The following is an 11585-nucleotide window of genomic DNA, read 5'->3' on the forward strand; positions in this document are numbered from 1 at the left end:
TTCGACAGGTCGAGCACGTCGTTGATCAGGCCGAGGAGGTGCTGGGCGTTCGATTTGATTTTTCCGAGATCCTTGAGGAGGCTCTCCTGACCGAGCTCCTCCGCCTCTTCCTCGAGCATCTCGGAGTAGCCGATTACGGCCGAAAGCGGCGTGCGCAGCTCATGGCTCATGTTGGCCAGGAACCGGCTCTTCGCCCGGCTGTGCTCCTCGGCCGCGTCCCGCGCCTCCTTGAGCGCCACCTCGAACGCGTGCCGCTCGGTGATGTCCTCATGGACGCCCACCCACTCCCGGATCGCGCCGTCGGCATCGCGCACCGGCACTGCCCTTGCCACGTAGCGGCGCCAGCCCGCCTGGGCGGTGCGCACGCGATGCTCGACCGTGTAAGGGGCCTCGGCTCGCAATGCGTCGGTCCAGGTCGCGATCGTCGCCGGGAGATCCTCGGGATGGATCGCCTTCGCCCAGCCCGCGCCCATGTACTGCTCTGGGGTGTGCCCGGTGATCTCCGCCCACCCTGCTTGCTCCTCGACGAAATGCCCGGCGGCGTCGGTCGTCCACATCACGCCGTTGACGGCCCTGACGGCGGATCGGAAGCGCGCCTCGCTGACGTGCAGGCGTCGCTGCACCCGACGCTGGTCGAGCGAGGAAGCGATCATCGCCAGGAACAGGATGAGGAAGGTAACGCCGGCGACCGCCAGGGCGAGGTCGCGTTGGCCCGCCGCCAGGGTGGCTACGTGGGCCGCATGGGCGCCGCTCTCCTGCGCGGTGAAGGTCGCCGCGGCCATCCCGGTGTAGTGCATCCCAGCGACCGCAAGCCCCATCACGCAGGCGGCGGCGAGTTTCTGCCAGGGCCGATTGCGGCGGAAGGTAAGCCACAGGGCTGCGGTCGCAGCCGTGACCGCGATGACGACCGAGACCGCCACCACAGCCGGGTTGTAGGCAAGGTTGCCCGGCACGCGCATCGCCGCCATGCCGGTGTAGTGCATCGCCGCCACGCCAAGGCCCATAAGCGGGCCCGCGACCAGCAACGAGCCCGCACCCGTTCCCCGGCGTGCAACCCAGGCAAAGGCGCCGGCCGTGACACCCACCGCGATCAGCAGTGACAGGACCGTCAGTCCGAGATCGTAGGCCGCCGCCATTCCCATCTCGAAGGCGAGCATGCCGACGAAGTGCATCGACCAGATGCCACCGCCCATCGCCACCGCCGCGCCAGCGCCCCAGGCCCAGCGTGCACCGGCGTCCGGACGCCGGACGCGGGCACCGAGGTCCAGCGCCGCATAGGACGCGAACACCGCGATGACGATGGACAGCGTGACGAGTAGCGGGTTGTATCCGGTATGGGCCATAGGATGTCCGGTGGGGGCACGGGGTCCGTAGCACCGAAAGGCAGCGTTCCTGGGACAATCTTTCGGCCCGGAAGCGCAAGACCTTGCGAGCCGTCAGCGCGATGGCTCTCGAAGGATCAGGCCGGGCTTGGCGAAACCACCGAACGCAGCAGCCTAGTGAGGTCGTCGAGACCGACCTGGCCCTTTCTGAGGACCTTGTCGGCCCGTCCGGCCAGACGCCGCCGGTCGTTCACGTCGACGTCCTTGGCCGTCAGCACGACGACTGGGATCGAACCCCATTCCGGCTTGGCCCGCAGGGTCGCGAGGAACGCGAAGCCATCCATCTCCGGCATCATCAAATCGAGAAGGATGAGGCAGGGTTGCACTGTCGCGACGACCCCGAGCCCGACCTTGCCGTTCTCGGCCGTGACGACCCGCCAGCCTTCCCGGGTGAGGTGGGTCGACATACGATCCCGTGTGTCGGCATCGTCATCGATGACCAGTAGCGGGCCTTCGTGGTCCCGGGGTCGGAAGCGGTCCATCACCCCCTGAAGCTCGTCCCAGTCCACCGGCTTCTGCAGGTAGTCGGTGGCTCCGAGGGAGAAGGCTAGGTTCTGCTCGTCCAGCACTGTGACCATGACTACGGGCGTGTTGCCGAGTTCTGGATCTCCCCTGAGTTCTCGTAATACCGACCAGCCGTCCAGCTGCGGCATGGTCACGTCGAGCAGGATAACCCGGGGCCTCAGAGTCCGCGCAATCTCCAGGCCCTCCCGCCCGTCGACGGCGGCGACGGCCTTGAACCCGTCGCGTTCGAGGAAGCGGGTGAGGAGATCACGCGTCGCCGGATCATCATCGACGACGAGGACGACGTCCTTGCCGCACACATCGTCGGATAGAGGCATCCCGACATCCGCTTCCATTGCCGGCTGGTCGTTGGTGCCAGCGATGCGGGCCGGGACCGAGATGGTGAAGGTGGTTCCTCGACCCTCCTCGCTCGCCACCTTGATATCGCCGCCCAGCATGGATGCGAACGCCTGGGTGATGGACAGCCCGAGGCCGGTGCCGCCAAACTTCCGCGTCGTCGAGGCATCCGCTTGGGTGAAGCGCTCGAACAGGCGCGCCTGCTGGTCCGGGCTCATGCCGATCCCGGTGTCGCTCACCTGGAAGGTCAGCCAACTCTCGCCGTCGCGTTCGCCCCGTTCGGCCTTCAGGGTGATCCGGCCACCTTCCGTGAACTTGGCGGCGTTGCTCAAGAGGTTGATCAGGCACTGGCGCAGTTTGGTCACGTCGGAACGCGCTTCGCCGAGGTCATCGGCAAGGTCCAGCGTGAGGACGTTCTCTTTTGCGGCGACGAGGGATTCGACCGTCGAGGCGACGTCGCGGACGATCGCGTCGATGGCGAAGTCCTCGACGTAGGTCTCCATCCGCTCCGCCTCGATCTTCGACAGGTCGAGCACGTCATTGATGAGACCGAGGAGGTGGCGCGCGTTCGCCTCGATCTTGCGCATGTCGGGAAGCAGGTCGTCGTGGCCGCCGTCCTCCATCTCCTCCTGCAGCATCTCCGAGTAGCCGATCACCGCCGAGAGCGGGGTGCGCAGCTCATGGCTCATGTTGGCGAGGAACTCGCTTTTGGCCCGGTTTGCCTCCTCGGCAGCCTCCTTGGCGGCGGCCAACTGGAGCTCGCTCCGCTTGCGCCCGTCGATGTCAGTGACGACGACGACGGCACCGACCCGGTGACCATCAGCGTCGAGCATCTGCGCCGCCGAGAACCCGACCCAGGCACGGCTGCCGTCGCCGCGGCGGTAGTCGATTTCAAGATCCGCGCGCGACTCGCCGGCATGCACCACGCGGTCGAGGGGCCAATCCCCGGGCTCGACCTGGCATCCGTCAGAATGGAACCCGACCCAGCGGTCCTTCCGGTCGGCGGACGTATCTGAGACCACATCATGCCCGAGGATCACGGTGGCCCGGGCGTTGTGCCCGACGATGCGGCCCGTCGGAGCCTCGGCGATCAGGACACCGACGGGCAGCGTCTCCATCACCGTGCGGAGGGTGGCCTCGCCGGCCCGCATCCCACGGCGCGCCTCCGCCTCGCCCGCTTCCGCCAACCCGGCCGGAATGGTGCCGGCGAACAGGGTGGCGACGTGGAGGTCGAGGCCGGTGAAGGCATCGGGACGACTGGACTGTAGCTTCAGGACACCGACGGCGGCGTCCCCACGGAGGATCGGGACACAGACTGCCGAGCGTGCGTTGAGCGGGCCGACGAGGTCGCGACGGACGCGAGGGTCAACGAGGAGGTCCGGACACAGCACCGGCTTGGCGGTCGCCAAGCAATGGCCCGAGAGGCTGCCGTCGATGGGGATGCGCAGCCCGACATGGGGTTCGAGCGCACCGCGTGCCGAGCGATAGACGAGGTCGTCGCCCTCACGGAGCTCGATCACTGCGCCCTCGGCTTGGGAGACCGCCGCCATGACACCGCCGACGAGGGTATCGAGGATCACGCCACGGTCCCCTGCCGCCCGGGTCACGCTGGCCTGGGCGGCGATCAGGGCGTTCTGCTGCGCGATCAGCGCGGCCTGGCCGGAAAGAAGTCCCTCGCGCTCGGCGACCGAGCGGCGCAGTTCCATCTGGGACATGACTTGCCCCGCCAGCGCGCGTAGGGCTACCGCCTGCCGATCCGTGAGGCCCTCCGGGCGGGGCGCGAGGTCGATCACGCACAGGCTGCCGAGACGCTCGCCGTCGGCCGCCTCCAGCGGCGCCCCGGCGTAGAAGCGCAGGTACGGTTCGCCCGTGACGAGGGGATTGTCCCTGGTACGGGAGTCCAGCGACAGGTCGGCGATTACGAGCAGGTCCGGGGAGCCGAGGACATGCGCGCAGACCGACTTGTCCAGGGAGGTCTCGCAAGGCGCGAAGCCCAACCGCGCCTTGAACCATTGGCGGTCGCCGGTGACCAGGCTGACCAGGGCGACCGGGACAGAGCAGGTCATTCGGGCCAGCTCGACGATGTCGTCGAACCCTTTCTCGGGAGGCGTATCGAGGATGCCGTACCCTCGGAGTGCGTCCAGGCGACGGGCATCGCCGACTTCGGGTGGGAGCGTATCGTCGGTCATGTGCGGCTCGCTCATGGGAACGGATGGGCTCGCCGACGCAAGGCCGTGGGATGACGCGATGCGGTGTTCGGGTGCCCTCGACAACACGGTGACCGTGCGGTGGTTGCCCGCCCGTCCCGGTCACGTCTTCGAGTGGTCCCTGATTGGCGTCTGTTCCGGAGCGACGGGTCACGCCCTGGAGCAGCCGCCGGGGATCAGTCCTTCTCGATGACCGAGACCTTCCCATCCCGCTCGACGATGGCAACGGCGACCTGATCCATGTCATCGAGGCCCTGTTGGCGGGCGGCGGTGCGCACGTCGGCCTGCTGCATCCGCAGGCGCCGCATCTGGGTCTCGTCCCAGTCGCCGTCTCGGTAGACGACGATGGGCGTGCCGTCGCAGATACGCTCGAACCAGACGTAGCGCAGCTTCAGCCACGAGACGGCCACGTGCATGAGGCCGACGGTGAAGATCGCGCTCATCGCGCCGACGAACGACTTGTCGTCGCCGAGCACCGCGCTGACGCTCATACCGCCGAACAGGAACAGCACCACCATGTCGATGGGGGCCTGCTGGCTCGCGGTCCGGCGTCCGATGAGGCGGATGACGAAGAGAACGACGAGGTAGGCGGCCGCGGCCTTGAAGACGGTGCTCATGCCTACGGCACCGAATACTGCGACCAGGGCAGGGTCTCGCCTGCATCCAGCCGTGCCCAGAGATGGATGCTGCCGCGGAAGCCGGGCGAGCCCGCGAACAGGATGGTGACGCGTTCCTGACCCTTCACGACGGGGAACTCCATGCGGATGCTGTCGGCGCCGGCTTCCCAGACAGAAGGACGCGGGATGATGCTCTCCAACCCAAAATGGTCGGCCAGCCCCTTTGCCATGGTCACGGCGACCTTATCGCCGCCGGGCGGGACGCGGGTGTCGAACTGGACCTTGGTCGGAGCACCGAAGCGGACCACCGCCTCGTAGCGGAGCTTGATCGAGGCATCGGCGTTGGCAGCCTCGCGCTCGCTGAACAGCCCCTGCCCGAACGCTCCGAGGACGGAGGCGCCCACGAATGCGACCATGGCCCAACGGCCGATGATCTCGGCACGCCGCCAACGTCCCTCGAACGCCGGGTAGAAGCCGCGCGCGATCTCCTCGCGCATCGGCGGGTCGGGATGGATGACGTCCAAGATATTTTCCTTGGGCACGGATCTGGGCGGAACCGCCCGGGACGGGAGCCAAGTCGTCGGACCTGCCGTTGGCTCCCTGCAGGTGCGGCGTTATCTGGGATGACGCGGGAACGTGATCGCTCCTTCGGGTCGGCAAACCGGATCACGACCGCCGGAATGCGGCTGCGATCCGGCTCGGTCTCTCAGGCGGCGAGCGGTTTGGCCGTCCGAATCTTCCCATAGAGCTCGACGTGGATCTCGTGGCGAATGCCGTCCTTGGCGCCTACGATCTCGAAGTGCTTCGGCTTGCGTCGAGGCTCTCCCGCGACGGCGTAGCCCTCGGCCTTGACCGCCGCGAGGACCGCCGCCGGATCGGCCGGGGTCTGGTTCGCCTTTTCCGTGTGAAGCTTCGGCGGCCACGCGATCTCGCAGACGGTGCCGTCCTTGAGGGTGATGAGCGTCACTTTGATTTCCGAGGGCTTGGGCTCGCCCGTGATCGTAACTGTGTCGCCATGGGCGATTGCGATGACCTCGGCGCCCTTCGGCCCAAGGTCGGCGAGGATGCGTCCTTCCTTGCCATCGATGGCGAAGCGGTGGCCGAAGACGGCCCAGACGGTGCCGGTGATGGTCTGCATGTCGTTCATGTCGAGTCTTCCTCAAGTGTCGTGTGCCGGCCTGGGCCACGGGATGCCCGGCGTACCTGGACGGGGCCAATTCCTGGCGATGCCGGTGGAGACTGGCATCGGCCCCTGTCGGGGCTGACGGCTCTCTAGGGCCAGGGTTCGAACTCATCCTGAACCGCGCCGTTCAGCCTCCGTTAAGCGCCGGCGACCCGGCCCGACCGCTCATCGGATCGGGACTGTCATCGCGAAACGGAGTCCTCTGGCGTCGATGGTCCGGCGGAAGCACCCCTGCAGGCTCAGCTCGATGATTTGCCTTGCGCGAACAGTGCCCGCCCCTGTGTGCCGATCGCCGATGAGAACTTGCTGGCGACCTAATCGGCGGGCGGAACCGGGTCTTGATTTTGATATGCCCCGCAAAGGTCAGTCAGAGGGCTTGCGAGAAGAACCATCGCGTTCGCTCGTCCTGAGCGGAGGCAACAAATGTTGCCAACGGGCCGTGCTCGACGACTACGCCGCGGTCGGTGAAATAGATCTGTCGGCTACACCACCGTCACCTTTTCCGGCGGACTCCGTCTGAAACGGACCAGCGTCTTACGGCCAAAACCTGCCAAATGTCGAACGTCCGCCTCTGAAGTTTGACGCTCAAAAGCAGACTGGCAGAAAACCACCCGACCCGGACTTGGTGATCCTCCACCAAGCTGCCACGAAGTGGACCTTCCGAGGATCTGTGAAGGGTCGATACCGGACGGTCGCATACCCTGCCTGCTACCCGGCCGAAGGCCAACTTCCGCTCTTGGCGCAAAGCGGCGATGCTGGATGGCGTGGTTGGGTGGATTGGCGACCGTCCGCTTTTGAGCGAGAGTTCGAAGAAGCAGACGCTGTCGCGCCCATTCACGATCCTCCTCGCACTCCTTAGGCATGCGCTCTGGGATTGGGCCACCAAGTCGACCGAGGCTGACGTCTGCGATTTACAATCGAAAACGCGGCTCGGCTGTTGGTGCGACTAGCCTCACGCCTCGCTTCACCCATCCACGTTCCAAGACGAGCCGCAGCGCATTTAAGGTGCCCTTAAGCTGAGGGGCGCGGAGACCCTGCGCCGGCCTCTTGGGCTCCGGCTCAGCGGAACTTTGGATTCGATGCCTCAACACACCACGTTATCGTCTCCGAGCCGTCGCGGCCTCCTGTCGGCCGCCGCCCTCGGCGGGATGGGCCTGCTCGCCGGCCGAGCTCGCGCCGACACCTTTGATTTTCATGTCCCGGGCGGCCCGAGCACCCGGCCCATGACTACGTTATATCCCGAGAAGGGGCGTATGATCGTCCAGCGCACCCGGCCGCCTTGGCTGGAGACGCCGTTCGAGGTCTTCGACACCGGCGTGTTCACCCCGAACGACCAGCACTTCGTCAGCTGGCATTGGGCCACCTTCCCGACTCGCATCGACACCGACAGCTTCGCCCTGAAGCTCCACGGCCTCGTCGAGCGGTCGCAGGCGCTGTCGCTGCGTGAGTTGATCCACGATCTGCCGCGCTTCGAGATCGCGGCGGTCAGCCAGTGCGCCGGCAATTCGCGTCTCTACGCGCAGCCCCGGGTCGCGGGTGCCCAATGGGCGAACGGCTCCATGAGCAACGCTCTCTATGCCGGTGTGCGCCTCAAGGATGTCCTTGATCGCGCCGGTGTGAAGGCCGGGGCCACCCATGTGCAGTTCGGCGGCCTCGATGAGCCGCAGCTGCCTGACGCACCGAAATTCGTGAAGGCTCTGGACATCGATCACGCCCGCGACGGCGAGGTCATGCTGGCCCTTGCGATGAACGGCCAACAACTGCCGATGCTCAACGGCTTTCCGCTCAAGCTCATCGTCCCCGGCTGGTCAGCCGTCTACTGGATCAAGATGCTCGACGACATCGAAGTGACAGACCACCCCGACCCGAGCGTCTGGACGACCCGGAGCTACCGGGTGCCGGATACGCCCCACTACACGGTCGAGCCCGGGCAGAAGGGCTTCGGCATGATCCCGATCACCCGGAACCTGCCCCGCGCATTCGTGACCAACCTCGAGCCGGGCGACATCGTCCCGGTCGGGGTGCCGCAACCGGTGCGCGGCATCGCCTTCGGGGGCGACCGCGGGGTCGCTGCGGTGGACCTGTCGCTCGATGGCGGCCGGACCTGGCAGCCCACGACCCTTGGCAAGGATGAGGGCACCTACAGCTTCCGGCAATGGCAGGCCACGATCAGCCTCCCCGCTCGCGGGGCGCACACCGTGATGGCCCGCTGCATCAACACCGACCGGGTGATGCAGCCGATGCGGCGCGTCTGGAACCCGGGGGGGTACATGTCGAACCAGGTCGAGACCCTCGACCTCGTGGCGGCCTGAGGGGTGAGCGCGACCATGTCTCGATCCCTCCGCCCCACCCTGCTGGCCGGCCTCATTGCCGGCTTTCTTGCCGGCCCGGTGCCGGCCTTCGCCGCCGCGCCGCTGGAGCTTCGCCCGACGCCCGAAATCGACTTGCCCTTCGGCGACGATGTTGGTTTCCCCGCCGGGCCGGGCTCCGACGTCATCGCGTCGAACTGCACGGCTTGTCACTCCGCCGACCACACCCTGAACCAGCCCGCCCTCTCGCGGGAGGAGTGGCATGCGGTCGTCGACAAGATGATCACCGCCTACAAGGCTCCGATCACGCCGGAGGATGCGCGGGTGATCGTCGACTACCTCGCCCGGGTCAAAGGCGAGCCGTAGCGGGCGGAGCACGCCTGGCGAGCCCGGGGCCGAAGATCGCGCTCGCCTTGAGGCCGGGGCCGCCGTCCCGTCCGTCGAGGTGCAGGCGGGCGCCGGATTGCATCAGCGCCATGGTGACAATCGAGAGGCCGAGGCCGCTGCCGAGCTTCGCCCGCTGGCTGCCGCGCACGAAGCGTTGGATCACCAGGGCGCGCTCCGACTCGGCAATGCCGGGTCCCTCGTCGGTGATCGACAGGGTGGCGCTTCCATCCGCGCCGAGCGCGGCATCCCAGGTGATCGCCCCCTCCGGGGGGGTCATCGACAGGGCGTTCTCCATCAGGTTGCGCATGGCGAGGTCGAACAGGTCCTCGTCCATCTGGATCTCAAGCTCGATGAGGGCGGGTGCGAAGGCGACGCGCTCCGACGTCGGCACGCCGCCCATCCCTGCAAGCAGATCGCGCAGGCGCTCCTCCACGGGGATCCAGGCGATGGTGGCTGGGCGCCCGCCGCTGTCGAGGCGCGAAACCGTCAGGAGTTGCTCGACGAGGCGTGCCGATTGATCGACCGCGCGCAGGGTCTGGGCGAGGGCGGCATCCCGCATGGCGGCGCCGGGCGCCTGCATGGCCACTTGAACCTGCGTCTTCAGGCCGGCCAGCGGCGTCCGCAACTCGTGCGCCGCATAGGCCAGGAAAGCGCGCTCGTGTTCGCGCGCAGCCGCGACCTTACCGAACAGCCGGTTCAGCGCATCGACCAGCGGCCGGATCTCCGACGGCATTCGGCCGGTCTCGACCCGCTCCAGGTTGTCGGCATCCCGGGCGGCGAGGTCGCGGGTCGCGCGGTTCAACGGCCGCAGGCCCCGGCCGACGCTGAGCCAGATGAGCGGCGCCAGGATCGGCAGGACGCAACCGGCGGTGAGCAGCAGGCTTTCGACCAAGCCGTGCTCCAGTTGCCGCCGCTGCCCGAGATTGTCGCCCACGAGGATGCGGAAGCCCTTGGCCGGGTCGGACAGGGCGTAGACACGCCAAGCTTGACCCTCGACCACGCGGTTCGAGAACCCTTCGTGCTGGTCCGACAAGACCGGATCCGGCGACCCGTCCGAGGCGCCGATCAGGCGCCCGTCCAGGGACCAGATCTGGCAGCTGAGATGACGGTCGTAACGCACTACCCGCGCAAGGGCGTCGCCGTTTCCGGCCACCTGCCGTGCGGCCCCCGCCCGCGCCGGCGTGAACAAGCTGTCGACCATGCGGGCCGCCTCCATGAGGCGGCGGTCGAGGATGCTCTCGAACTGGGCGCGGCTGTCGACATAGGTCCAGGCGATGGCGGCGAGCCAGACCAGCCCGGTTGCCGTGACCAGGGTGACGAACAGGCGCATGCGCAGGGAGTTCACGCACGCTCCTCCCGGATGCGGTAGCCGAGGCCGCGCACGGTCTCGACCGCGTCCCGTCCGATCTTGGCGCGCAGATTGTGGACATGAACTTCAAGCGCGTTGCTGCCGATCTCCTCGTTCCAGCCGTAGAGGCGGGCTTCCAGCTGGCTTCGGGACAACACACGGCTGGGCCGCTCGATCAGCGCCTCCAGCAAGGCGAACTCCCGGCGCGAAAGGTTAAGCGCGACGCCCGCCCGCGCCACCAACCGGCTGCTCAAGTCGATCGTGAGGTCGCGCCACGCGAAGGTTGCAGAGGCGCGTCCTGCCGCCCGCCGGATCATGACACGAAGCCGGGCTGCGAGCTCGCCCAGGTCGAACGGCTTGCCCATGTAGTCGTCCGCGCCGCGGTCGAGCCCGGCGATCCGGTCGGCGACGGCGTCGATCGCGGTGAGGACCATGACCGGTGTGGCGTTGTCCCGCGCGCGAATGTGGCTTAGCACGTCCAGTCCGGAGCCGTCGGGCAGCATCAAATCCAAGATCGCCGCGCTGTAATGCGTCGCATCGAAGATCGACATCGCGTCCCCGCATGTGGCAACGCAGTCCGCGGTCATGCCATGCAACGACAACCCTGAGACCAGGCCGTCCGAAAGCACGGGGTCGTCTTCGAGAACGAGGATGCGCACCGAACGTTCGCTTCAGGGTTGCGCATGTGCCGCGATCGCGCCGAGGTACCACGCTAGCGGCGGCTTGGGGCAACTTTGTGGGTTCAGTCCGCGGAATCCGGCTGTAGGCTGCGGTCATGCCTCCGCGGCGCGCTCAAGAACACGCTACGCCTTCGGCTCTCCCGCGATGAAAGAGCTGCTTCCGAATAGGTACATCTTGGACCGACGTTTCGTCGGACGGGCAACGAGGCGGCTGTCCGCTTCCGCGGTGTCGCCATGACCGACTTCTACGACCGGAATGGGTCGCAAGCCGAACGGCGGCTCGGCGTGAGACACCCCGTCCGCCTCTGTGCCGAGAAGGAGCAGACGCGGACGTCAAAGTCGGGATTGAACGTGGGCCAGAGCGCCTCAGTCGTGAGGTTCTACCTCAGGCGGCTCTGACGGTCGCGAGGAAACGATCGACTTCCGCCGCGAGGTGCTCGGACTGACGCGATAGCTCGGACGCCGCGCCCAGCACCTGGGTCGCCGCCGCGCCGGTCTCCTCGGCCGCGCCCGCCACGCCGGTGATGTTGCCGGTTACCTCCGCCGTGCCCACAGCCGCCTGGCTGACGTTGCGTACGATCTCCTGCGTCGCCGCGCCCTGCTGCTCCACG

General features: G+C 67.4%; 9 protein-coding genes and 2 pseudogenes. 2 read left to right on the forward strand and 9 right to left on the reverse strand.

All coding sequences use genetic code 11. The features are described 5' to 3' along the window. From MKK70_RS09800 to MKK70_RS09825, 6 genes and pseudogenes are all read right to left on the reverse strand, one after another. Positions 1-1343 (reverse strand): MHYT domain-containing protein (locus MKK70_RS09800; RefSeq protein ID WP_243947299.1); only part of this gene is annotated, 1343 nt, incomplete at its 3' end. A 116-nt stretch (positions 1344-1459) separates the two neighbouring features. Then, positions 1460-4432 carry a response regulator gene (locus tag MKK70_RS09805; RefSeq protein WP_243947301.1) on the reverse strand — a complete coding sequence of 991 codons (2973 nt, stop codon included), beginning with the start codon at positions 4430-4432 and terminating at the stop codon, positions 1460-1462. Between the two features lie 194 nt (positions 4433-4626). Then, positions 4627-5067, reverse strand: coding sequence for a DUF421 domain-containing protein (locus tag MKK70_RS09810; protein ID WP_147724779.1), 441 nt, complete (start codon positions 5065-5067; stop codon positions 4627-4629). 2 nt (positions 5068-5069) lie between these two features. Further along, a complete protein-coding gene (locus MKK70_RS09815) occupies positions 5070-5591 on the reverse strand; it encodes a hypothetical protein (RefSeq protein WP_243947303.1) in 522 nt (173 codons plus the stop codon). A 182-nt stretch (positions 5592-5773) separates the two neighbouring features. Further along, a complete protein-coding gene (locus MKK70_RS09820) occupies positions 5774-6214 on the reverse strand; it encodes a hypothetical protein (protein ID WP_243947305.1) in 441 nt (146 codons plus the stop codon). A 403-nt stretch (positions 6215-6617) separates the two neighbouring features. After that, a pseudogene (locus MKK70_RS09825) lies at positions 6618-6725 on the reverse strand (peptide ABC transporter ATP-binding protein); the annotation flags it as partial. Between the two features lie 778 nt (positions 6726-7503). Between MKK70_RS09825 and MKK70_RS09830 the strand changes: the two are divergent. Both MKK70_RS09830 and MKK70_RS09835 read left to right on the forward strand, forming a co-directional pair. Further along, on the forward strand, positions 7504-8562 hold the full coding sequence (locus MKK70_RS09830) for a molybdopterin-dependent oxidoreductase (RefSeq protein ID WP_243947307.1): 1059 nt from the start codon (positions 7504-7506) through the stop codon (positions 8560-8562). Between the two features lie 15 nt (positions 8563-8577). Further along, on the forward strand, positions 8578-8925 hold the full coding sequence (locus MKK70_RS09835) for a cytochrome c (RefSeq protein WP_243947309.1): 348 nt from the start codon (positions 8578-8580) through the stop codon (positions 8923-8925). Here MKK70_RS09835 and MKK70_RS09840 read toward each other — a convergent pair. The 3 genes and pseudogenes from MKK70_RS09840 to MKK70_RS09850 all read right to left on the reverse strand — a co-directional run. Further along, complete coding sequence (locus MKK70_RS09840) at positions 8909-10291, reverse strand: ATP-binding protein (RefSeq protein WP_243947311.1); 1383 nt, start codon at positions 10289-10291, stop codon at positions 8909-8911. The genes MKK70_RS09835 and MKK70_RS09840 overlap by 17 nt on opposite strands. Continuing rightward, the gene (locus tag MKK70_RS09845; protein WP_243947314.1) at positions 10288-10953 is read right to left on the reverse strand and encodes a response regulator; all 666 of its coding nucleotides are present in this window, start codon (positions 10951-10953) and stop codon (positions 10288-10290) included. The genes MKK70_RS09840 and MKK70_RS09845 overlap by 4 nt, the downstream gene beginning before the upstream one ends. A 406-nt stretch (positions 10954-11359) precedes the next feature. Then, positions 11360-11585, reverse strand: a pseudogene (locus MKK70_RS09850) (methyl-accepting chemotaxis protein); the annotation flags it as partial.

It is taken from the genome of Methylobacterium sp. E-041 (genome assembly GCF_022829665.1).
Taxonomy (GTDB): domain Bacteria; phylum Pseudomonadota; class Alphaproteobacteria; order Rhizobiales; family Beijerinckiaceae; genus Methylobacterium.

Excerpts from the sequence above, each read along its gene's own strand:
- MKK70_RS09805 (WP_243947301.1), bottom strand. The coding sequence starts at position 4,432 with ATGACCGACGATACGCTCCCACCCGAAGTCGGCGATGCCCGTCGCCTG.
- MKK70_RS09810 (WP_147724779.1), bottom strand. The coding sequence starts at position 5,067 with ATGAGCACCGTCTTCAAGGCCGCGGCCGCCTACCTCGTCGTTCTCTTC.
- MKK70_RS09820 (WP_243947305.1), bottom strand. The coding sequence starts at position 6,214 with ATGAACGACATGCAGACCATCACCGGCACCGTCTGGGCCGTCTTCGGC.
- MKK70_RS09830 (WP_243947307.1), top strand. The coding sequence starts at position 7,504 with ATGATCGTCCAGCGCACCCGGCCGCCTTGGCTGGAGACGCCGTTCGAG.
- MKK70_RS09835 (WP_243947309.1), top strand. The coding sequence starts at position 8,578 with ATGTCTCGATCCCTCCGCCCCACCCTGCTGGCCGGCCTCATTGCCGGC.